This window comes from Anaerosinus sp. (assembly GCF_965318445.1).
Window position 1 is genome coordinate 187,644 of the sequence record NZ_CBDNNH010000018.1, and the last position, 24,797, is coordinate 212,440.

At 32.0% G+C, this 24,797-nt stretch carries 23 protein-coding genes; 1 reads left to right on the forward strand and 22 read right to left on the reverse strand.

Annotation, left to right across the window (positions count from 1 at the left end; genetic code table 11):
• Window positions 1-13: 13 nt before the first annotated feature.
• The 4 genes from ACWZFG_RS09090 to ACWZFG_RS09105 form a co-directional block, all read right to left on the reverse strand.
• Entirely contained in the window at window positions 14-541 is a 528-nt protein-coding gene (locus ACWZFG_RS09090; RefSeq protein WP_455577464.1) for an N-acetylmuramoyl-L-alanine amidase family protein, read from the reverse strand.
• Between the two features lie 121 nt (window positions 542-662).
• Window positions 663-1,586 carry an NAD-dependent epimerase/dehydratase family protein gene (locus ACWZFG_RS09095; RefSeq protein WP_455577465.1) on the reverse strand — a complete coding sequence of 308 codons (924 nt, stop codon included), beginning with the start codon at window positions 1,584-1,586 and terminating at the stop codon, window positions 663-665.
• Between the two features lie 142 nt (window positions 1,587-1,728).
• Window positions 1,729-2,112, reverse strand: coding sequence for a GtrA family protein (locus ACWZFG_RS09100; protein ID WP_177506086.1), 384 nt, complete (start codon window positions 2,110-2,112; stop codon window positions 1,729-1,731).
• A 121-nt stretch (window positions 2,113-2,233) separates the two neighbouring features.
• Window positions 2,234-3,097: an O-antigen ligase family protein gene (locus ACWZFG_RS09105; RefSeq protein ID WP_455577466.1), complete on the reverse strand. Its 864-nt coding sequence runs from the start codon at window positions 3,095-3,097 to the stop codon at window positions 2,234-2,236.
• Between the two features lie 16 nt (window positions 3,098-3,113).
• Between ACWZFG_RS09105 and ACWZFG_RS09110 the strand changes: the two genes are divergently transcribed.
• Window positions 3,114-3,413, forward strand: a complete 300-nt coding sequence (locus tag ACWZFG_RS09110) for a hypothetical protein (protein WP_455577467.1) — start codon at window positions 3,114-3,116, stop codon at window positions 3,411-3,413.
• Window positions 3,414-3,435: 22 nt separating this feature from the next.
• Here the strand turns inward: ACWZFG_RS09110 and ACWZFG_RS09115 are convergent, their stop codons facing one another.
• The 18 genes from ACWZFG_RS09115 to wecC all read right to left on the reverse strand — a co-directional run bounded on the left by ACWZFG_RS09115 (window position 3,436) and on the right by wecC (window position 24,751).
• Entirely contained in the window at window positions 3,436-4,503 is a 1,068-nt protein-coding gene (locus ACWZFG_RS09115) for a polysialyltransferase family glycosyltransferase (protein WP_177506084.1), read from the reverse strand.
• 15 nt (window positions 4,504-4,518) lie between these two features.
• Complete coding sequence (locus ACWZFG_RS09120; protein WP_455577468.1) at window positions 4,519-5,364, reverse strand: ChbG/HpnK family deacetylase; 846 nt, start codon at window positions 5,362-5,364, stop codon at window positions 4,519-4,521.
• A gap of 15 nt (window positions 5,365-5,379) precedes the next feature.
• Window positions 5,380-6,360 carry a glycosyltransferase gene (locus ACWZFG_RS09125; protein ID WP_177506082.1) on the reverse strand — a complete coding sequence of 327 codons (981 nt, stop codon included), beginning with the start codon at window positions 6,358-6,360 and terminating at the stop codon, window positions 5,380-5,382.
• A gap of 26 nt (window positions 6,361-6,386) precedes the next feature.
• Complete coding sequence (locus tag ACWZFG_RS09130; RefSeq protein ID WP_455577469.1) at window positions 6,387-7,763, reverse strand: DUF3329 domain-containing protein; 1,377 nt, start codon at window positions 7,761-7,763, stop codon at window positions 6,387-6,389.
• A gap of 37 nt (window positions 7,764-7,800) precedes the next feature.
• Entirely contained in the window at window positions 7,801-8,631 is an 831-nt protein-coding gene (gene rfbD, locus ACWZFG_RS09135) for a dTDP-4-dehydrorhamnose reductase (protein WP_455577470.1), read from the reverse strand.
• Window positions 8,628-9,200, reverse strand: a complete 573-nt coding sequence (gene rfbC, locus ACWZFG_RS09140) for a dTDP-4-dehydrorhamnose 3,5-epimerase (RefSeq protein WP_455577471.1) — start codon at window positions 9,198-9,200, stop codon at window positions 8,628-8,630. Before rfbC ends, rfbD begins: the two co-directional genes overlap by 4 nt.
• 12 nt (window positions 9,201-9,212) lie before the next feature.
• Window positions 9,213-10,088 carry a glucose-1-phosphate thymidylyltransferase RfbA gene (gene rfbA, locus ACWZFG_RS09145; RefSeq protein WP_455577472.1) on the reverse strand — a complete coding sequence of 292 codons (876 nt, stop codon included), beginning with the start codon at window positions 10,086-10,088 and terminating at the stop codon, window positions 9,213-9,215.
• 11 nt (window positions 10,089-10,099) lie between these two features.
• Window positions 10,100-11,161 carry a dTDP-glucose 4,6-dehydratase gene (rfbB, locus tag ACWZFG_RS09150; RefSeq protein WP_455577473.1) on the reverse strand — a complete coding sequence of 354 codons (1,062 nt, stop codon included), beginning with the start codon at window positions 11,159-11,161 and terminating at the stop codon, window positions 10,100-10,102.
• A 94-nt stretch (window positions 11,162-11,255) separates the two neighbouring features.
• A complete protein-coding gene (locus ACWZFG_RS09155) occupies window positions 11,256-12,416 on the reverse strand; it encodes a GumK N-terminal domain-containing glycosyltransferase (RefSeq protein ID WP_455577474.1) in 1,161 nt (386 codons plus the stop codon).
• 4 nt (window positions 12,417-12,420) lie between these two features.
• Window positions 12,421-14,610, reverse strand: coding sequence for a heparinase II/III family protein (locus tag ACWZFG_RS09160; RefSeq protein ID WP_455577475.1), 2,190 nt, complete (start codon window positions 14,608-14,610; stop codon window positions 12,421-12,423).
• A 31-nt stretch (window positions 14,611-14,641) separates the two neighbouring features.
• On the reverse strand, window positions 14,642-16,078 hold the full coding sequence (locus ACWZFG_RS09165) for a lipopolysaccharide biosynthesis protein (RefSeq protein ID WP_455577476.1): 1,437 nt from the start codon (window positions 16,076-16,078) through the stop codon (window positions 14,642-14,644).
• Window positions 16,068-17,168 carry a GNAT family N-acetyltransferase gene (locus ACWZFG_RS09170; protein WP_455577477.1) on the reverse strand — a complete coding sequence of 367 codons (1,101 nt, stop codon included), beginning with the start codon at window positions 17,166-17,168 and terminating at the stop codon, window positions 16,068-16,070. Before ACWZFG_RS09170 ends, ACWZFG_RS09165 begins: the two co-directional genes overlap by 11 nt.
• Before the next feature lie 17 nt (window positions 17,169-17,185).
• A complete protein-coding gene (locus ACWZFG_RS09175; protein ID WP_455577478.1) occupies window positions 17,186-18,334 on the reverse strand; it encodes a hypothetical protein in 1,149 nt (382 codons plus the stop codon).
• A 25-nt stretch (window positions 18,335-18,359) separates the two neighbouring features.
• Window positions 18,360-19,037, reverse strand: a complete 678-nt coding sequence (locus ACWZFG_RS09180) for a class I SAM-dependent methyltransferase (RefSeq protein WP_455577479.1) — start codon at window positions 19,035-19,037, stop codon at window positions 18,360-18,362.
• Window positions 19,018-19,977, reverse strand: coding sequence for a glycosyltransferase (locus tag ACWZFG_RS09185; RefSeq protein ID WP_455577480.1), 960 nt, complete (start codon window positions 19,975-19,977; stop codon window positions 19,018-19,020). The genes ACWZFG_RS09180 and ACWZFG_RS09185 overlap by 20 nt, the downstream gene beginning before the upstream one ends.
• Window positions 19,978-19,982: 5 nt before the next feature.
• Window positions 19,983-21,377, reverse strand: a complete 1,395-nt coding sequence (locus tag ACWZFG_RS09190; RefSeq protein WP_455577481.1) for a phenylacetate--CoA ligase family protein — start codon at window positions 21,375-21,377, stop codon at window positions 19,983-19,985.
• Window positions 21,378-21,410: 33 nt separating this feature from the next.
• Window positions 21,411-23,537 carry a bi-domain-containing oxidoreductase gene (locus ACWZFG_RS09195; RefSeq protein WP_455577482.1) on the reverse strand — a complete coding sequence of 709 codons (2,127 nt, stop codon included), beginning with the start codon at window positions 23,535-23,537 and terminating at the stop codon, window positions 21,411-21,413.
• On the reverse strand, window positions 23,534-24,751 hold the full coding sequence (wecC, locus tag ACWZFG_RS09200; RefSeq protein ID WP_455577483.1) for a UDP-N-acetyl-D-mannosamine dehydrogenase: 1,218 nt from the start codon (window positions 24,749-24,751) through the stop codon (window positions 23,534-23,536). The genes ACWZFG_RS09195 and wecC overlap by 4 nt, the downstream gene beginning before the upstream one ends.
• Window positions 24,752-24,797 lie beyond the last annotated feature (46 nt).

Below are 24,797 nucleotides of genomic sequence, written 5' to 3' on the forward strand. Positions count from 1 at the left end.
CAATTCGCGCTTCTTATTCCTCCCGCACTAAAATTACATGATAATCTGTAATTCCTCTTGCAATCGCCCTCGCAAATTCATTTCGTTTTACAAGTAAAAATTTTTCATCTTCTTCATTCGTTATAAATGCCGTTTCAACAAGAACAGCTATACAATTTGTCTGCTTCAATACATAAAAAGTAGCAGATTCTTTTATCCCTCGGTCTAAAGTTTCCAATGAATTTACAATTTGTTTTTGAATACATTGAGCCACAATAGCTCCTTTAGGACTAAAATAATAAACCTCTGTCCCACGAGCATTCCTATTTGCTGCACCATTGCAATGAATCGCCACAAATAGGTCCGCCTCAAAATCATTGCTTTTCTTCACCACCTGACTTAGGTCATTTTCCTGTACTTCTAGGACTTCATAGCCAACTGCACGTAAATATCCAGCCACAGCTGCCATTAACTCCCTCGTTATCTCTGCCTCTTGGCTAATCCGCCCAAGTGCACCACAATCTCGGCCCGGGCAATGCCCACCATTAATCACAATTCTCATCGCAACTCTCTCCTTCAATTTTATTTAATGCTATACATTATGAAAAGCGCTATTCTTCAATGCAAAAAAATAAAATGTTGTTAATGTAAAATCAACAACATTTTATAAAATAAATCCACGATTATTTACTTTTTACAAAATAATCGTAGGTCCGCTTTAGACCTTCTTGTAGATTTATCATCGGCCTCCAATTTAAGTTAGTAACTATTTTTGAATTATCTAATACTGAACGATAAATATCACCTTCACGACGCTCACCATATTGTCGATCAATAGTTTTTCCCGATGCACTTTCCAATAAATCTACCAACTCACGAATACTCGTTTCACTATTCGTACTTACATTATAAATTGTATTACAATACTCAGTATTCGCAGCATACCAATTCGCCCTTGCAACATCACCAGCATAGACAAAATCGCGCGTCTGTTTACCATCACCATGAATGACAAACGATTCATCTTTTGCAATCTTTTTCGTGAAAATGCTGATTACGCCACCTTCACCGCCATCCCCTTGACGTTCTCCATATACATTTGCATAACGCAGAATCACATACTCTAATCCATATAAATCATGATAAAGTTTTAAATATTTCTCTACTGTTAATTTGCTCAATCCATAAAAAGATAATGGATTGACTGAAAATTCTTCACGAATTGGTACTTCCTCAATATTACCATATGTCGCAGCAGTTGATGAAAATATAACACGCTTAACGCCAGTTTTACGACATGATTCTAAGATATTCACTGTACCCATAATATTTACATCTGCATCATAAAAAGGATCATCCACTGAAACATTCACCATCGTTTGTCCGGCTAAATGAAGTACGACATCGAATTGATATTGTTCAAAAATATCAATTACACCTTTATCACGTATATCCAGCTCAATTAAACGAACACGCTCAGGCACATTTTCTTTAAGTCCCATATGTAAATTATCTAAAACTGTAATCTCACAGTTTTCTTTTTGCAATACCTCTATAATATGTGAGCCAATAAAGCCAGCTCCACCAGTAATTAATATTTTTTTCATCAGAGTCTCTCCATATAAAATTAATTTTTACATTTATAGTATATCATAATTATAAGATAAAATTATGAATTTATACTGAATGATCAATGCTAAAATATAATTAAAGGCAGAGAAATGATATTCATAATTATTTCTTTTCCTTTTACATTTGTACAGCTCTTCGCTTCAATATATAATTCCATACCGTTACAATCGCTGCCGCAAAAATTTTAGCAGCCATATAATGCATAGCCAAAAACTCCACAAAACCCCACATGCAAATCTGATTAATTCCAAGCCCTGCTATACTTGACCCGATAAAAACAACCCCCTGCTTCATATTCTGCTTCTTCGCCTTAGAAAACACCCACAATATACACATAAAATAATTCAAAATTAACGAAATCGTAAAGGACATGCCCGACGATATTAAATAGGAAGTTCCACAATATTCAGTAAATATATAAAGCAAAAAATAATCGATAAAAAAACAGACACCTCCAACAAATAAAAATCGAGAAATCTCCTGTATCCGTTTATTAGTCATCAGTCACTCCAAATATGTTTAAATTCTCAACCTGCTAATCATGTAGCATACACTTTTTGCTTCATAATCTTGAGCGAACACTTCATTTGCACAAATATTTTCTTTCATCTCTACTATGGATCTAACGATAAACATTATATCGATACTTTAAATAAACTGCCATTAGAAAAAAATACATTTTCATTACCTGATGCATTCCAAAACGAGTATCCGTAACCCCATGCATAGCAGCAGCTAAAGTTACCATAAAAAACATTAAATCCTCGATTTGCCGGTCTTTATACCAGCTTTTGAAACTAAAGAACAAAAAGCTCCCAAACATCAGCCAAAATAAAATTATTCCGACAATTCCAGTCTCTGCCCAGATAAGCAAAGTATCATTATGCGCATGACTAATGTGATTTTCAACTCGCTTGGTCTCCTCTGAAATATATTTTGCATTAAACACTTCTGGATAAAAGCCTAACCCATGCCCTAAAAGTGGTTTATCTCTTATCATTTCTATTGTAGAGGCTTTTATCAAATAATGCCCCTGATTCGATATATTATTTACATCAACAAAACTATGAATCCGCTCTGCAATAAAGGGAAATTGATAAGCTATTCCACCCGCAATAAGATAAAGCACAACTAAACAACCAACTCTTTTTTTTATATTTTTCCCATATAAAATAGCTGACAAAGGCAATAAAATACCTGCAACTAACCACGCAATTCTCGTTCCATTAAAAACTAAAGCAACCAAGCCAACTGCTGTCAATCCTAAATAAACAAATAACCTTTTTTTGAACTTTTCATCCTGAACTAAAAGAAAGAAAATTGGTAAATATATCAGTAAAAAGCCACCCAAAGCAATAACATCCCCACTGATTCCCGCTGCCCGAATATACTGCTGCCCATCCATATAAAAAGCAATGCCCTGATAAATCGCATATAAATTATCAATCCACAGCGAACCAATGGCACAGACAAATAAAATCAACAACTGTTTTCTCTCCTTAATGAAAAGAAGGACGATAAAAAAAGGAAACATCCGATTAAAATATCGCCAAAAAGCCTTTGTCGAAATAACTATATCACTACTTGCAAAAATTAATAGAAAAAAACCAAGAAAAAAAATAAAAATAGGGATAATATACCGCCTTATTGCTTTTAAGTTCCAATCAGCTTCCCCCCTGTATACCCCATATAAACTAAATAAAAATGCAATTCCAATAAAAAAATCCGCTATCGAATTTTTCATTGATACAGTAAGAGCAAAGCCACACAAACAAATAAATATAACCTGTACAATCCAATGATGCCTCAAGTTTTTTTCACCTCTTAAAGTTCTATATCTACAGTTTGATTTACCAGATGAATCCCTACAGATTGAAAAACATCCAGTAAACATTTATCCTGTACTTTAAGTACAGGCGCAACTGAATAGACACAAATCTGCTCCTTCAATAACCATTTCGCAGTCATTAATGCGCTAGAAATATCCCCAACCACAAACTTGAGATTACTTTTCATCATATAAATAAACTCCGCTGGTATTTGAGCTGGTAAAAACTCTATATTCCCTAAACTTTTTAAATTGCAATAGTCTCCTTTTTCCTCACGGGGATGATATTTTACAACAATATTTTTACCTTTTTCTCTTGCCTTATTAGAAATCTGTTGAATAAGCTCTGCATATTCAGAAAACTGATTTGTAAAACCGGAATGTGCAATAATAATTAAACCATCCGCTCGGGCAATTTTTTGCTTTTCCTCCCCAAATCCCTGCCAGTATCTACTTAAAAATTTCTGATAAGGAGATTTAAAACCAAAATTTCCTTCTATTGCAAATCTTTTTTTCGTCCTTAACTCCACTCTCGCCAACTGAGGATAAATCATATGAATTTCCTCGGTTGCCGTATACAATCCTGCAATTTTTACATCCTCATACCATCTGCCAAAGCTCAACTTACTATACATCTGATGCCAATAACTTTTGGGAACATATCCGGCATCACAACTATTATAAAAATCTCCTCCATCTTCCAAAACAGCAATAACTGCAGATTGATTTAACTTTTTCACTTTATACGCAGCAGCCTGTGCTTCATTTCGTGTATCTGTCCCTAAATAAATCTGACTAATCTTTTGATACTTAGATAAAAACTGAATAATCCATTTTGCATTTCGTTTTCTCAATGTATTGCGATTCTTATCCGTTCTATATAACCCTGGCAACATAATACAATCATTAAATATATCCTCTGATTTTAACGACTGAAAAATACACGTTGCATCAAAATCGCCAATGATAATCAAAATATTTTTTGCATTTTTATTTTTTAAGGCAAGCATACTCGCCAAAAACACATGATACGGAGTAAAAGTAATATATATTTTTTCTTCCATAACCGGCTCACTCCATTACAAATCTTTAAATGAAATCAATTTAATATTCCGACTGCTTAATTTCTTTAGTATATTCTCACTCATCACCGCTTGAAACTCTACCTCAAAATTATGATGCCAACCACAATCTTTATGTAATAGTGCATTATTCTTCCCTGGATGTAGCATGACCTCAGTAACTCCATTTTTCATTCCATCAATAATCTCATTTAAGCAGTCCTCTGTCACAGCCTCACCTGCCACAATTCCGGAAAAATAATCCGGAACTCTAAAGCCTGCTTTTTTTGCTTTCCATTTAGCCAGTTCAGCTAAAAATGACAACCCAGTTCTTCCAACACATTGCCCAATAGAGCAATTGTATCCACCAGTAAAATTTACTGGAATTTTAGGAATTCTAATTGCATCTATATTATTTTCCCTAGCTACCCCTAAAACAACGTCAATCACGCCAGGCAATACATGCATATGTTGATGACTATCTATATGCGTAACAGTCAATCCCGTTCTCTTGACTTTCTGCATTTGTGCATTAAGTTCAGCATAAATCTCACTCAGTTTTATTTTTCTTAGAAAGAATTTTTTTACAAACCCTATATAATCCGAATAAAATTTACCATCTTGACCTACCAATGAAGAAACTTGTCCATGCGGTAATAATGGTGTTTCCCCTACCAGCGTAAAATGCACCCCAATTCCTAAGTCTGTATGCCCCGAAGCTTGCTTAACTGCATCTTCAAAAGCATCACAATTCGGCATAATTGAAGCACTACGAATACACCCATGCGCAAACCCCTGAATAACTGCCTGATTAATGGAAACATGCCTGCCAAAATCATCTGCGTTTATAATTAAGTTCTTCATTAAACCGCTCCATCTTTATTCATCCAAATATTCTCTATCACGTTCTGTTCGAGCTCTATAAGTTACTTTTCTCCCATTATACTCATTAATAATATACAATGGACGATTTTTACTCTCATTAAAAATACGCGATAAATATTCACCAATAACCCCTAAGAAAATCAGCTGAATTCCACCCAAAAAAAGAATCGTTGTCATCAATGTAGGATAACCTTGCACCGGATCACCATACAGCAACGTATTTAAAATAATCCACCCCATAAATAACATTGCAATAATCGAAATAAAACTGCCCAACAACGAAGCAATCTTTAATGGCAGAGTTGTAAATGAAGTGATTCCTTCTATGGCCAAATTTATCAAAGAAAAATAATTCCACTTTGTCTGCCCCGCAGCTCTTGGCTCACATTGAAACAACACTTCCTTCTTCTTATAACCTACCCAGCTAAACATCCCTTTAGTATATCGCTGACTTTCACGCAAAAGTCTAAGCGAATTTACGCACCGCCTGTCAAGCAACCTAAAATCCCCGACATTTTTCTGAATATCAATACGACTTACCTTCTGCAATATATTATAAAACGCTTCAGTTATATTTCGCTTAATAACCCCTTCATCCAAACGATTTTTCCGTTTAGTATATACATCGTCATAGCCCTGCTCCCAATAAATAAGCATATCCCTTATCATCTCAGGCGGATGCTGCAAATCTGCATCCATCAAGACCACCGCATCACTATCAGCATGATCAAGCCCCGCGACCATTGCCATCTCCTTCCCAAAATTTCGCGAAAAATCCAAATAAGAAATTCGCGAATCCCGCTGATGCAAACTTTTAATTACTGTTAAAGTATTATCACTGCTTCCATCATTAACAAACAATACCTCAAACCTATAAGAATCTAAACTATTCAACACCGTATCAAGCCTAGCATAAAGCTTCTCCAATACAGCTTCCTCATTATAACAAGGAACAATAATCGTAACTGACTTCATCACTTGCACTCACTCATTTCTAGCAATCATTGTCTCGCCATCGTTGCAAAGCCAAAATATTTTGCATAATAAACACTACGAAACTTATACAACTCTTCCCCCACATCATTCACTACCACAATCCCAAACGCACTACGATTTTCCACCGAAAAAGCCTGAACACGCATATCCTGTACCCCATTGGCTTTAGCTTCTATAATATTAGCCAATCTTGCCTGATTTTCAACATACAGCGTATGGTACCCGTTGCCAGCCCAAATCGCCACAATCGACCATAAACCAACCATCAATATTGCGAAATTTTTTTTATTTTTAACGGAAATACATTCAGCATAAATATTTAATCGCCACAGATTCAATGTTCCAATTAACAAAAAAACCATTGCCCCCATGCCCGCTCTTTGCGGAAAAGTCGGAGCCGCACACATGACAAGCAACGCCAAAAAACTAAGTCCAATATAACAACAACTACTCCACAAAATCTCAGCATTTTCCTCTTTCCACGCAAGCCATTTCCCACTGTTTAAAAACTGCTTTTTATACTGAAAAATTCGCCGCACCAAATACATTAACAACAAATATATCGGTAACTGCTTTAAAGTCAATGTACTAATCGTCTTCATTGGATCAATAATATGATTCTGAACAAACGAATAATCCTCCGCTGTCGCCTCTTCAATCCGTACATAATTACCGGGAGCAAAAACCAAACAACCATAACCAAATACAGCTCCAAGTAAACCAAACAACATCCAATTTTTTAAACACCGCTGCTGCCAACAATATAAATTTGCCAAAACTAATGCACCAATTAGCATTAGCCCCGTATTTTCATTCGTCCAACCTGCCAACACTCCAAAAATAAACATAACCGTCGGTAAAAAATCTGTCATTAATTTATTTTGGGAAAAATTCTTCACAACAGCTAACCGATATGGCAATAAAAAGACTAAAACCAACGTTGTCATCCACAAATAATTACATGACCCGGTCAACCATATTGAGGTTTCACCCAACGTAGGAATACAAAACCAAGTTAAAAACATCACAACAAGCAAAAACATCGGCTCAAAATCCTTAGTAACCTGCCCCCGAGCATGATAATAAATACAAACAATTAATAAAATAAACACCAGACTATTTAAAACATTAAATACCGGCTTCCCCAAAAACAACATCGCCTGTGCAAAAGAATGAGCAACGCTGCGCCCACCCCACTCAAGATAATGCACCACCTGAAAGTCAACAATATCTGACCAGCTTTCCAAATGCCTGGTCTGCTCCCAATTTTGTGCATAACGATAATCATCAGCCATCAGCGGAGTATAAAAATTAATTAAAAGCATATAAGAAAACAATGCAAATAAAATAATAAAAGATATATATTTCCCCCTACCAAACAAACCGCGCTCCCCCCAATTTATTAAATATTAGTATATATTAATTCTTTGCCAAGTATACTTTCAAAGCCTCCTGCCAACTGCACATTTCATCCCCAATTGTCATTTTCAGCAGATAATTCTCTAGTACTGAAAATGGCGGACGTTTTGCAGGGCGTGGAAACTGAGATGTAGATACGGGATGAACTTTTACTTCTAAATTGGCTTGGCGAAAAATCTCACATGCAAAATCATACCAAGAACATTGCCCCTGACACGTCATATGGTAAGTTCCATATGCATCGGTAGCTAACAATCTAAAAATACTCTTTGCTAACTCCGTCGTCGATGTCGGCGTACCGATCTGATCATTGACTACTTTAAGCTCTGGATTTGTCTTCGCAAGATTCAGCATTGTCCGAACAAAATTATTGCCATCCCCATAGAGCCACGCTGTCCGCGCGATATAATGCCGCCCTAAAATATCCCGCACCATCTGCTCGCCAAGTTCTTTCGTCTTGCCATAAACACTCTGCGGATTTACTTTATCATACTCACAATAAACCTTATTTTCTAATCCATCAAAAACATAATCTGTACTTACATATACCATCCGCGCACCATATTCTAAACATCCCGCGGCAATATTTTGTGCACCAACTACATTTACCTTATAGGCACCATCAAAATCATTTTCAGCTTTATCTACGTTCGTATAAGCTGCACAATGAATTACAGCCTCTGGTTTTACTTCACGAAAAAAAGACTGTGTTACTTTTACATTGGTAATGTCTAAACTATCATAATCCGTCAAAATAAGTTCATGAGCATGTCCTTGTATGGCTATCTCTCTGCCAAGTTGTCCATTTGCTCCTGTAACTAAAATCTTCATTTTATCGCTTCTTTCTGTGTATAAGTAAACAGGCGATTCTCTGGTAAATTACGCAATTGTGGATACACTTGATCCTTGTCAGATAAAGCTGGATTTTCCACTGGCCAATCAATCCCAATTTCAGGGTCATTCCAAAGAATCCCCCCCTCTGCTGACGGAGTATATACGTCTGTACATTTGTAAGTAAAAAGAGCCGTATCACTTAATACACAAAACCCATGCGCAAACCCTGGCGGAATCCATAACTGTTGATGATTTTCTTCTGACAACTTAAAACCAACCCACTCACCAAACGTCCTTGAACCTTTCCTAATATCTACTGCAACATCAAACACACAACCTTTGACTACGGACACAAGTTTCCCCTGTGCATTCGGATTTTGAAAATGTAAGCCACGCAATACATTCTTCGTTGAAAAAGATTGATTATCTTGCACAAAGTCAAATGCAATGCCAATCTCTTTATATCTATCCTTGCTCCAAGTTTCCAAAAAGAAACCACGTGAATCCCCAAACACCTTAGGTGTGACTAAGAGTACACCGTCCAATTTTGTTTCTTCTACTTTCATCTTGCAAATCACCTACTCTTTTACCAATGACATTAAATATTCACCATATGCATTCTTCTTCATCGTGTTGGCTATCTCTAGCAACTCATCTTTTGTAATATAACCATAATGATAAGCAATTTCCTCTGGACAAGCAACCATTAACCCTTGTCGTTCTTGCAGTGTTGCAATATAGTTTGATGCCTGTAATAAAGAATCATATGTACCTGTATCAAGCCAAGCATAACCCCGTCCCAAAGTCTCTACATATAGATTTTTTTGTTCTAAATATAGACGATTTAAATCCGTAATCTCAAGTTCGCCGCGCGCCGATGGGCGAATCTGTCTTGCAAGTTTCACTACATTTTTATCATAAAAATACAAACCTGTCACTGCATAATTTGATTTAGGGCTTTGCGGTTTTTCTTCAATACTTATTGCTTGTCCATCATCATCAAACTCTACAACACCATATCGCTCAGGATCTTTCACCCAATAGGCAAAAACTGTTGCTCCACTTTCTCGCTGTACCGCTTCTCGCAATTTTTGCGTAAATCCATAGCCATAAAAGATGTTATCTCCTAATACTAAGGCACAACCTTCATCGCCAATAAAGTCCTCCCCAATCAAAAAAGCCTGCGCTAACCCATCGGGACTCGGCTGCACTGCATAAGATAAACGAATTTCCCATTGGCTTCCATCTTTTAATAAAGTCTCAAACACATGACGATCTTCCGGCGTCGTAATAATCAAAATATCGCGAATTCCAGCCAACATCAATGTAGTTAATGGATAATAAATCATCGGCTTGTCATACACGGGAACCAACTGCTTGCTAATCGCCTTTGTAATTGGATAAAGCCTAGTTCCAGATCCACCTGCTAAAATAATGCCTTTACGAATTGCCATGATAGGTCCTCCTATTCTCCAAGTCCAAGTCGTTCACGTTGATAACTACCATCTAGTACCCGATTACACCAATCACGATTTTTCAAGTACCAATCTACCGTTTTAACAATTCCTGTCTCAAAAGTTTCTTTTGGTATCCACCCAAGCTCTTTTGCTATTTTAGATGCATCAATCGCATAACGTAAATCATGTCCAGGACGATCTTTTACAAATACAATCTGCTCTCGATATGATTTTCCATTTGCCTTTGGGACTCTCTCATCTAAAATATCGCATAAAGTTTCAACGATGCACAAGTTCGTTTTCTCGTTATGTCCACCAATATTATATTTTTCTCCTATTTTCCCCTGCATCAATACTTGCCAAATTGCCTCACAATGATCTTTTACATATAACCAATCTCGCACATTTAATCCATCGCCATAAATAGGCAACTCTTTTCCTTCTAAAGCGTTGAGTAAAATCAATGGAATTAACTTTTCAGGGAAATGATAAGGTCCATAATTATTTGAACAATTCGTAATAATCGTAGGCAATCCATATGTATGATAATAAGAACGAACTAATAAGTCTGCCGACGCCTTTGAAGCTGAATAAGGCGAATTCGGTGCATAAGAAGTTTCTTCGGTAAAATAACCAGTATCGCCAAGACTACCATATACCTCATCCGTTGAAATATGGATAAAACGAAAACTTTCTTTTGCCTTTTGATCTAGCTTTAGCCAATACTCTCTCGCGCTTTCTAAAAGATTAAAAGTTCCATTAATGTTCGTTTGAATAAACTCCATCGGCCCATCTATTGAACGATCCACATGCGATTCCGCCGCAAAATGTACGATTGCATCGGGATTATACTTCTCAAAAAGCGCCTCAACTAACAAACTGTCACAAATATCTCCTTTAACAAAAGTATATCTAGGATCACCATCAATATCTTTAAGCGAATCCAAATTCCCCGCATAAGTCAATTTATCTAAATTAATTACCTGAACATCTTTTTGAGCTTCTAAAACTGTATGGACAAAATTTGAGCCAATAAATCCCGCCCCACCTGTTACAATAATCGTTTTCATAATTTCACCTTCAAAATAATATATCTAAATTAGATGTCTTTTTTAATTGATTTTATATATCTAAATATTATAAAAATTTAATATTTAGACTAAATTATAAAGATAGATACTCAACTAAATTTTTCACTTTGCTTTTCCATGTATTATTTCGTGCATATTTAATATATTTTTCTTTTAAAGTAGTTTTCTCATTTAATGCTTTTCTTATATAAAAAATAGCCTCTTCTTGGTTTTTGTACAAATATGCTGGTGATTTTAAATTATTCAATTCTTCCCAATAGGTTGATACTACCGGTAAACCAACAGACATATATTCATATAATTTTAATGGATTTATATTATTCACAAGCCCTGGATATTTTTCTACATTAAATGGAATGATACCAACATTAGAATTATGCAAATACGATGGTAATTCCCTATATGTTTTTTTCCCTAAAAAAAACATATTAGTAGGTAGTTTTTCTTCAATATTTAAGCTCTCATTATCTCCTATAAATACAAAAGAAACATCTTGCATTTTTTTTGCAATCCTAATCATACATTCAAAATCAAACCATTCTGCCATTGCACCAACATAAATAATCCTAGGGGCAGGAACAAATTTTAAATCATTTGGAAGATCGTGGTCTCCATAATAAAAGTGATTAAAATTCACTCCATTAGCTAAATGAAAGGAATCGTTAGGTTTCATTTCTGAAACATATTCGCTTAACGTACTTGCACTATAAACAACACAATCAGCTTTTGATGCAATATAATTTTCTATTTCATTTGTTATTTTAGCAGACGATGAAAATTCATCATTTTTATCAGCAACACGAAAAATTGATTTTCTATACTGAATTTTATTTAACCAAAAGGATTGATATTTACTATCTATATATAGTAAATCAACCTTGCCAAAACCTTCCTGTTTTATTTTATTTATTACATTGGGCACAGATAATTTATGCCAATTATAATGCAACCATCTTCCATCTAATCCAAACTTATTTGTTGGAGTAACAATTGCTCCTGGAACCCACGTATATAAATTATGGGACTCATCCCAACATCCTCCTGAAAAGAAACTTTCACTTCTTTTCTTTAAATCATCTGTTAATCCTTTACAGACATGCAGCAATGATATTGGGTCTGACACAAATCCAACTTGCCATCCTAATTCCAATAAATTCTTTGCAATATGATGACTGCCCACATGAAAGGGGGAATCCCAATAATTACAACATGCCATTAATGCCTTTTTTTTCATTATACTATTCCTTTTCAACAATTAATTTTCCGTATCCATTAGAGTAAAATTTAATCATCATATTTTCAATTATCTCCTCACCATAGTCCTGAATAATAACTTTATGAGGTAAAATTTCAATACAACGATAGACCTTTTTATCAAATCCACTATGCTGCATTAGTATAAAGTTTTTTCTTAAGAGTAAGACTTGTGCATCAGTTCTATCACCAATAATCGAAAATAATCCTTCTTTACCATCCAACCAATCATTTTGCTCTCTCCGGCTTTTCTTTATAATGGTAAAATGTGCATTGGTAGATCTAAATTTATTTCTTTTTTCTGGAACTGACGTATATAAATACGTTCCAGGGTCTTTGATAATGTCTTTTTCTTCTATTCTAAGTTCAATCGCTAATTGATCATTGTGACAATGTCCACCGTTTCCATTTTGTCCAACTTCACCACAACGAACTGCCAAATATAAATACTTGGACTTAAAAATATACAGGCCCATTCCTGCATAAGAGTAGAATCCTAAACCTTCTATTAAATCTTTTTCACTATGAAAGCAATACTCATTTTTTTTCACTAAAGGACTTTCTAATGGATCTACAAATTCTTTAAAACTCCCCTCTCCCTTTAGATTTGCTTCTTTATCATTATCTGACAAGTCCAATACTTTATTCCCTAATAACCTTTTTACCAGTTCTGTCTCAAAATTTTTTTCTTTAACTAATTTGTTATTGAAAAAAATAACATCGTAAATTTCTGATAAATGAGCATGATTTAATATGTTTTCATCATAATAAATCTTTAAGTTTTTATTTTTATAATGATTTAAATTTTCATATTTTTCAACAGCAGCTTCAACCGTCATCTCTTCGTAAATAGGATTAATTTTAAAAAATCTGCCACTATCATTGTCACCAAATTGAGGAACTTCCTTATTATTTTTTAAAATATTTTTAGTAAATTCTAATGCTAACTTTAACCTTTTCCAATACCAATGGGGGAAAATAATTGTATCATCAATTGTATATTCTTGTTCATTTATTTTTTTTAAAATTGGCTTAACTTTATGAAAATTAACATCATAATGTTTTAGAAACTTACGCCTTTCTTTTGTTATGTTTAAACATAGCAATGATGAATATAAAATTATTTCTGTAGATAATCTATGATAACTAGTAGATCCTTCAAAGTTACTTCCATCTTCATGAAATTCATGTTCCATTTCGCTATTCAATTCTTGTATGGCAAAAGCCATCCATGCATTAGTTTCATTACTATTAGGAAGATGAAATGCTGCAAATAATAATCCAGCAATATCTGACAAATAATGATTAGAGCGAAAACGAGGTGTATATTCTAAGTTATTAATAATATGAACTCCATGATCATAAACAGATGATGCAAAAATAATTTCAAAGTCAGTATCAAAGATTGCCCCAAAAGATTTAAATAAATTATATGCCATTAGCCAATTAGCAACCCGTATTCCAACATCCATTGTACATCGCCAATTTACTCCATACCTAGGCGGATTCAATGAAATAAAATCTAGAATTTGATTACGAAATTCTTGTCTATATTTTTCCTTCTTTATCTCATTAGACAATCTATAAGCACGAGCTAACATTACCAAATGCTGCATTCTGGATATTTCCCATGGAACCTTTATATCAACCCCTGGATTTATTCCATAAGTAATATTCATATACCAAGTCTTTTCCGACCATCGATACCCCGACTTAAAATCCAATTGCCAATCAATTGGCTCATAATCTTTATCTATTTTCTGCCAAACTTGTTTTGCATATGCAAAATTACTTTCATTAATCCTATTTTTTAACCAATCTCCATTTTCATCAACATATACATTATTATTCTTTTCTTGATATATGTATCCTTCTAATCCACAACATCTCATATCATATTTAATTTGTACCCAACCAGATCCTAGCAAATCAAAATAATGTTCACTATATAAATCAGCTAAATTTAAAATTTTTTCTCTATCTTCATCAATATCATTAATATTAATTATTAACGATTCTATTTCTAAATTTTCTTTTTTTAAATACGTACACTTATATGAATCTCTACAACGTTGTACATTCTGACTAATTTTTTGAATAAAAAACCTATATCCTCTTTCTATTAACTGATTTCTAGGAATAGTACAAAGTTTTCTTAAGTAAAATGTAAACATCTATTTTCCTATCTTTCACATTTATATATTTTTAATGAATTTTCATTTTTGATAAAAGTTTATTAAAAAGTCCGTCATAGTTTATATTTAATATTTTAAAAAAAATACTCCCAAATACTAAAAACTCTATAATAAACATCACAATTCTTATATATATACTATTATCTCTTAAGTAAAAATGCATAAAGGTCAAACACATGCCAACAAGAAAATATACCGAAATATACAGGAGAGATAATTTTATTTTTTTAAAACAATAATTTGCAAAAACAATATATAAAAATACTCTTATCATATAGACTAATGTTATAGCCAAAACTACCCCTAATAATCCATAAAAAGAAATAAATGAGTAAATGAGTATAACGTTTAAAAATCCAGAAAAACATTCAATTAACGTATCAAACTGACTTTTCTGCGACAAATGAATATTTATTGCAAAAATTTTAGCCAAAAACATAAATATACTCATCCATATAAATAAATATAGATATTGAATATAGTTTATATACTTTTCTCCTAAAATAATCAAAGTGACTTCCTTTGCAAAAATGCTTAAAAAAATCAGTAATAAAAATAACAATAAAAAAATCACACTAAGAATTTTATAATATTTTTCTTTAAAAACTTCCAACTTATATTCATTATAAAAAACAGGCATAATTGCCATATAAATAGGCTCCATAATAAAGCTTAAATTGTTTGCGACTCTATTATTTCCTTCATATATGCCTACCTCTTTAATTAATCCAAATTTACCCAAAAAATACTTACCTGATAATAATGAAAAATAAGAACCAATAGTAGAAGGAATTAGCCATAATGAAAATTTTAAACTCTGATTAATCAAAGTCCATTTTATCGTTAACTTCCACTCTTTATAATTATCCCAAAATAGTAGTATTATAACAATATTTTGAAAGAGTAATGATAATATTAGAGAATATATTATACCTATTTCTAAATAAAAAAAACAAAAAAAACTAGCTACATTCGCAATTGCTTGTATTAACATAATACAAGCAACTTTTTTTACATTTTGAACCAACCTCATTTTAGATTGATATATATTTACAATTCCCGTAGCTAGTGGTATTAGTAAAATAACAATCATATTTTTAGATTGATCAATAAAATCAATATTTACAGTACCAATAATATGTTTTAATAACATATATATAAAAAAAATAACTACATTAACTAAAATCAATAAATTGGTAATAGATATTTCGAAATCTTTCCTCTTACTATCTTCTTGCTCTAAATAATATCTATTAAAACCAGACTGTATTTCAAATAACATAAATAAGCTTAAAATAGTGACTGCCATATTAATTAATGAAAACTGTCCCATTTCCTCTATGCTTAACAAACGACTTAAATATGCAAAAAATATAAAGTTTATTATTTTTGCTAAAAGATTCGACAAAAAATATACAGAAAATATTTTAAATATTTTATTTTCCATTCAAATACTTACTCATTTCATTCACTTTACTTATAAAATTTTGTTCTTTTTTCCTCATTGCAAATTTATATTTCCATATAATCAATTTTCCTATTAATGAGTTACCACAACCAAGCAAAGTATAAATTTCACAAAAATCTTTTATAAATTTCAATTTATATTCATCAATACCTGTTCCTTCACAATGCATTATTACTTTTTTATTGAAACTATCCTTTATACTTTCATCGACAGACAAAATACCAACCTGATATTTATAATATTCTCTATCATAAGATGCATCTAAGCAATACTTACTATCTTTAAAATAAAAATTCAGTCTATACGCCTTTTTTATTCCATCTATTGTTATAAATATAATATCATTTTTTATTCTATTTCCTAATTGACGAATAAATTCTTTTTTATCTTTATCCAAATATATTGAATGTTTCCCGCTTTTTAATTTAGACACAGATATGTCAGCTATAGACTTAAAATTTTCTGTCGAAAATGCTTCTATTGAAAAATCATACACATGATTTTCCTTTTTTATGTGATTAAATGCAGTTCTAATATTTTGTCTTAAACTTTTCGAATAATACTTAGTTCTATAATCTTCATAATTATAAATATCCCCCAAATATACTTGAGGACATCCAGATAGTAAATAATTATGTTCTAACATTTTAGATTGTAATAATATGGACTTTTGATGAACATGAGAAAACAATATAAGATCATATTTAATGTGTTTTTTTATAAATTTAAACATATATTCAATTTCTGTATTTTTTATATCTTGACCTATAACATCTATATAAGTAGCTCCCCATTGCTCTCCTAAAAAGCTTAAAAAGTATATCTTAACTCTATATTTAACCTTATAATATTTGACTAATGGTAACATTGCTGTTGCACATCCATTTTTATATAAGACAATAATAAACAATTCTTTCTCATGCCCAAAGAGATTATCATTTTTATTTTTAAATACCTCCCACCAGGTATTTAACCACTCAAAAGAAGTATTTAAATATTTGTTGTTAAGATTACACCACAAATCTTGCACATCTTGATCAAAGTTCTTATAAATTTTACATTCTAACATAGTATCCTCACTTTTGCTTATTTAATTTCCTTATATACCCCTTCCTTTATATCATTAAATAACCAATCCCCTTGTTTGTATACCCCATGTAAAATTTCTCCCGTATGAATATTTTTTAAATATCTACTACTACTTTTCACTGACAAAAACATTTCATCCCATATTCCATCATACTCAATCCTCCAATTTCCATTTTCCATTTTTGTTATGGTAGTATGGTCAAAACTATCAAGATAATGTGCAATTTCACTACAGGTAGCATGCCATATATCAGCTCCCCGTAAAATTGCATAAATTTTATCTAAAGATACAATATCATCAAAAACATTTGGGGTTTGACGCCTGCCATCTGTACGCAAATTCATAAAATGTTCTTGTATTGAGATAACAAAATTATTTTGATATAAATATTGTATATATTTTTCTAATTTTATATTTTTTATAACTTTTTTTATACTTCCTAATAAAAAATTATTGTTCTTAGTTAAATAAAACTTAAAACTATCGCCAGATAAATTAGATGGCATGTCTAAAATATCACACTCATCTCCAAAATAATTATAATTATTTTTACCTCTAACGATTTCATTTATCATATTGCTATCAGATGCCCACCATTTAAATCCTAGTTTTTCTACAATATCTTTTGATTCATCATTTTTTGCATATCCAGGATATTTCCCACCAAATAGTCTAATATCATACTTTTCCTCAAATAATTTAATTTCGGCCTTTATCATTTCTATATCTTTTCTGGTTAAATATGAAAATTCTTGTTGCCAATTATCTTTGCTATGACATTGTGAAATATCTAAATAACGTCCATGTTTTATTCCATGAAAAGCCACTTCAAAATTTTTACTAATATTTTGAATGAATTTTTTAATATTTCCTTCATTTTCGTTAAATCTTACATCATATCCAGAATTAATATTTTGAAATTCATGTCTATGTAAAGGAATAAAAAAGGTTCCTTTAATTTCAGGATATTTACATAATAAACTTCTTTCAAAATAGCTATACAATGAATCTTCTTCTTTTAAACCATATCCCCAATCATTATATGGGAATAACATATTCTTCTCAAAAATAGCTGTAAATGATAAGTCATCAATCATTAGCGTTGCCGCCGTACGATGGTTTTTATAATATTTACATTTCTCCATAAAAATCTCCCCATATAATATAGTCTCACTTAATTTTAGCTACAAAAAATAGTCCATCGAACAAATATTCTTTTTTTAAAATAAATTTCTTTTTAAAAAAGCTTTTAATTTTATCCATAAAACAAAGCTCTTGAAAATCCTCTTTTTTTTCAGAAATATAATATCCATAAAATTTTTCTACAAAACACCTTCGTGTTAGTAGTTGTTTTAATGTTTGATATGAATACCAACAAACATGCTCTTTATTTAGCCATTTTTCTTCCAATATTCTATTATTAATCAAATTAATTCTTTGCCTACTCCATGGATTTGGCGTTGTAATAATTAATATACTTTCTCTATTCATAAACATTTTAATATTTTCTAACATTAGCCCAGGATTATCTACATGTTCTATCAATTCGCCACAAACCACAACATCAAAAGCTCCTAAATTAGTTAATCCTTTCATTTTTTCGGAATTAGTCACATCTGCCCAATAGCACTCATATCCATATTTTTCTTTAATCTTTTCAACATCATCTTTCAAATAATCAAAACCAATTAAATTTAATGCAACTTTATTAATTTTTTCATGTAACCAATCATCATTTTTAATTTTATCTTCATATAACGCTGAATGTTGAATAAAGCCTAAATGTAAAACTCTTTTATTAGTACACAACTCTATAATCTTATCTTTTCTAAATATCATTTTTCCCATCTATATTCCCTTTCACTTTTACATAAAAATCCTCTTGATTTCTTGATTGAAAAGTAACTGTTCCTTCTGGTCTAATACATACATCACTTGCAACTACGGGACACTTAAAATACAAAGCTTCTCTGATGCTAACAGCATCACCATCTGTACATGTTGGACGAACCATTAAATCAGCCTTTTTGAATAATGGCCAAAGCTCTTTTTGACCTGTCATGAAATATATATTATCCTCTATCTGCAAAACTTTCATTTTTTCTTTAATTTCATTCAAATAATCTTTGTTTCCATCATCGGCCAAAGCAAAAATTAATCCAATGTTAGAATATCTTTTTTTCATTTCAGCAACTAGATTAATACACATATCTAAACCATACAAGTCAATCTTATTTAAAAAAACTAGTTTAAATGCATTTGCAACAATTAAAGGTTCATGTTCTTTAATAAAAATAAACAATTCATTTAAATAAGTCTTTAATATATTTTCCTCATCTTCTATCGGCGGAGGCAAAAAAGCACATTTTATATGAATTTTATCATCTATTCCTGGTAAAATTGATAAAAGATATGACCTTATGTGTTCATTAACTACTTGTATTGATTGTGCTTTCCTTAATATTTTATTCATTATGTATTTTTCCCACATATTCGAATTGCGATAAAACAAGCGTGATCCTTCACCATGTAGTACTATTGAATATGAATTTATTTTCAATAAATTTATCATATAGATAAAAAAAAGACGCTTAAATGAAAAAATATGATTTATAAAGTGGCTATTAGGTTGAATTAATATTTTTAGAAGGTTAAACCTCCCTATTTTCCCCACATCAATAAATTTTTCTTCTTTATTTAACCGGCTCAACCTATATAAATAAGTTGATATCCCTCCTAAAGGAGGTGGTAGCACCCCTAAATGTATAACTTTCTTAATTTTATTCACCTCTATTATATAATTTTTTGAATAATATAACGAAACTTTCCACTTTTACTTGCTTCTATATTACTTACATATTTAATCTTTAATTGAAATCCATTTCCTAACTTCGCATTTAACGCAGAATAAATTATACTTTCATCCTTTAATGTATACCCATCTCCTTTTACAATATTTAATATGCATTTTCCAACAGTATCCTGATAAAATTGATATTTTACAACATTATCAAATATCTCTGAATGCATATTTAAGGCTGTCATCGAAACCTTATTTCCTTTTTCTCCAATCAAATGTTCTTGCATCCATCGTCCCTCGATAGATGAAAGCGTTCTATAATCACAATCATTAACCGAATTTTCATATCTAGCAAAATCTGCAGTTTTATAACGAATTAATGGTAATACATAATTATTAAATCCAGTCGTTACAATTTCACCACGTATACCAGAATCTGAAATTACCAAACCATTTTGATTTAATAGCTCAATGTATCCATAAATTGGCTCAATATGATAGTGGTAATATTTACAACACCATCCCGCAACCCCACCCATCTCAGAATGTCCATAATGAATCAAAAATTTGCAATCTAATATACTTTCGACTAATTCTTTTTGTCCTGGATAAACATTTTCCGAACTAGCAAAAACTGCTTTAGGTCTATAATCTAAACTGTCTCCACTTCTCCTTATATAATCACACAATAAAACGATTGATGAAGGATACACATGAAAATATTCAATTTTTTCCGAATTTAATTTTTGAACAATTAAATGCATATTCTCATCAGTTAAACAATATGGATTTAGAATTAAACTATTTCTACGATAATCATATCGCCAAAGACACTCCTTTGGCAAAATATCATTTCTCAAAACAGCCATAGTAGACTTTCCATTGACATATCCCATCTTTCTAAATAAATAATCAAAATAAGCTTTCTCTCTTGCTATAGAAAAATTTTTTTGTAAATAAAAAATCATCTGATTACCCGTGGTACCACCAGTAGTACATTTTATTCTTTTCGATTTTGGAAAAGAGGTTGATAACATATCATTAATATTATCTTGAACTGTTTTTTTGTCAATTGTAGGAATCATCTCGAGGCTCTTAATTGAATCAAATCTATAAGGATCAAAATCATATTTTTTAAAATTTCTTCTATAATAAGGAGTTGTCTCATAAGCATGAATAAACAAATGCTTAAGATGACTTAATACATAATCATCTTTTTCTTCACGACTCCATTTTTGTGAAACATTTAGCAAACTAATCATTTTAGAATATTCATTACCGAATTTTACATCATTCGGTATTTTCCCGTATACAAAATCAATTCCTTTTTGGACAATGTCGGGCATTAATGAATATAGGTCTCTTAAATACTCTTTTATTATAGTCACTCTCCTTTCTATTTAAAAAGATATTCACAAAATTCATATCATTTTTTCTACTTCAAAAGCAATTTTCATTGCCTGAATTTGCTGCCATAGAGGTATGGGAAATTCATTTCCACCTTTTATTGCTTTTGCAAAATCCTCTAATTCTTCTAACTGCCCTTTTTCACTAATTTTACTTTCTATATTTGCTAATTTCACTCCGTATCCATTTATTTTCTTATAATCATCTAAAACAATCATCTTTCCATCAAAAAACACTTCCATTGTTTCTTTTGGATAAATATTATTTCCCATTGCTGTATAAATCAAATTAGCAACAGAACCATCGCCATAGCGAACAGTAGCGATAAAATTATCTTTAGAACTATAAAATTCATTTTGAGGTTGAATAGATGATGCAGATATATCAATAACTTTTGCATTTGTTAGAAAATTAAATACATCATATATATGACAAGCCTCACCAACATTTCTGCCTCCACCTTCCTCAGTGTGGACCCAATGATCTAATGGTATATATCCCGCATTCATCTTATAATTGATAATCATTGGATTTGTACGTTTAACAGTATATCTATAAATTTCTTTCATGTATTTAGAATGCCTGCGATTAAACCCCGTCAAAATAACTTTTCCATTTATATTTTTTTCTTTACAATATTTCTCTATTTCAGCTAATTCAAATTCATTAATTGCTAAAGGCTTTTCTACTAAAACATGCTTTCCTCCTTGCAATGCTTTCATTACCATCTGTGCATGAAGATTATGCCTTGTAGCAATTAATACCGCATCAATATCTTCATCTTCAAGAATTTTATCATAACTTGTCGTTGCATAATTAGCATTAAATTGCTTCGCAACAGCAGTTGCATTATGCCCAGTTCTACTCATCACAGCTTGCAAATGATATAGATTCTTTAGTTTTTCTATATTTGGCAAGTGCATTCCCTTTGCAAAACCGCCTGCTCCAACTACTGCTATGTTTATTACATCTTTAGTGAACTTTCTTTTATTAAAGTAGACAACATCGATGTTTTTTTCATTATTTTCAGGATAATCCAATAAAATCATTAGAGGTTTTACATTCGATGTTTTTAATACTTCGTAAGCTTTCGAAGCATCATTAATTGAATATACAAACTCAACCATATCTATAATATTAAGCCTCTTACAAGAAATTAAATTCAGTACTTCCTGCATATTTCGATTTTCAGTCCAACGAATATACGAAACTGGATATTCTAATCCATGTTCTTCATATTTTGTGTCATAGCGTCCAGGTCCATAAGATGTAGAAATAAAAAAATCAATTTCTTTCTCATAAAAATCTGCCCGATTTAAATGCAATCCTACATCTCCAACTAATACGACTCTGCCTTTCCTGCGACACATTTTAAATGCAGTGGAAATTACTTCATTTGATTTTGTTGCTGCCGTAATAATTACACCATCAGCACCAATACCATTCGTTACCTGGTTAACAATATCCAGATCAATACCATCGTCAGGATGAATCCCTACATCTGCACCATTTTTCATTGCCATTGCAATACGATTTTTATCTAAATCACTGACAATAACTTTACATCCAGTTGCTTTTAGCAATTGTACCGTGATTTGCCCAATGACCCCAAGTCCTATAACAACAAAACATTCTCCCAACGTTGTCTTCGCTCGTCTCACACCCTGCAACGCAATGGCCCCTAATGTTACTGTACTAGCCTCTTTAAAAGAGACCTTGTCTGGCATTTTCACTAATAAATTACGTGGAACATTTATAATTTCAGCATGATACGCACACTGTGCTCCAGCACATGCAACCCGATCCCCAACTTTTATGTCTCTAATTTGATTCCCAACACCGATAACAACTCCTGATGCCGAATAACCAACCGGAACTCCTGATTCCAGTTTTCCTTTTATAATTTGTTTGGTTTTAGCCAATCCACTAGTAGTAACCATAGAAAAAACTTTTTTTACATTCTGAGGCTCATGAATGGCTCTTTTCCACAATGGAGTTCCACTATTCCTCACTCCACTCATTTCAGTCCCTATTGAGATACAAGACGAAATAACTTTTACCAAAACCTTATTTTCTTCAACTTGTGGAGATGGAACTTCTTCAACGACGGCTTGACCTTTTTTTATAAGTACTTGTTTCATTTAAAAATTCCCCTTGTATCTATTAATATTTTGTTTAAAAATATTCTAGGATTTAAACCTTTAAACTCTTTGTGATCTACTAACAATAAGATAATGTTAGCATTTTTTATTGCACTATCTATATTCATAAACTCTAAATTTCTATATTTATTTAAAGTAGCAGGCATATTCTCTATATTAGGCTCTACCAATAATAACTTTACATCTTGTATTTCTGCTAAATCCCCAACAATTTTCATTGCAGGACTTTCTCGAAGATCATCAATATCTGGTTTAAAAGCCAGACCTAAGCAAGCTATTATAGGATTATTACATTCTCTTATTTCGTCTAAGACCTTTTCAATTATATATTTTGTTTTTTGATCATTAACTTTCCGAGCAGTGGCAATCAAGCAAGCTTCTTTTGGTGCTGAATCAACAATAAACCATGGATCAACAGCGATACAGTGTCCCCCAACACCAGGCCCAGGTTGCAATATATTTACTCGGGGATGTCGATTTGCTAATTCAATTAAATTCCAAACATTGATATTTAGTTTATCACAGATCATTGACAATTCATTTGCAAAGGCAATATTAACATCTCTAAAAGCATTTTCCGTTAATTTCGAAAGTTCTGCGGTTCTTGCATCAGTTGTTAATAATCCACCTTCCACAAATCTCCGATAAAATTTAACCGTCAAGTCGGTAGATTTTTTGTTAATTCCACCAATAATTCTATCGTTTCTAGATAACTCTTCTATAATTTTTCCTGGTAATACCCTCTCTGGACAATGAGCAAAAAAAACATTTTCCATATTGAGATCATTTCTTTCTTCTTTTATCCATTGAAAAATTTTCTCTGTAGTCCCTACAGGACTAGTTGATTCTAAAACGATAAGGTTACCTTCTTTTATATATGGAGCAATCTCTTTTGCTGCATTTTCAACATAACTTAAATCCGGCTTTTTATTTTCTTTAAATGGAGTAGGCACCGCTATAATAAAAACATCTGCCTCCTTAGGTTTTAATCCCGCTTTTAGATTTCCTAATTCAATGGCTTTTTTTACAAAGCAATCCAATCCAGGCTCAACGATATGTATTTTGCCTGCATTAATTGTATCAACAATATCCTTTACGCAATCAATACCATACACTTCAAACCCTTTATTTGCCAATAAGCTGGCCGTTGGCAAACCTATATACCCTAACCCAACTACACAAACCTGTTCCATGAAAACTCTCTCCTCAAAATACTTATATTTCGCCATTTTATTCTCT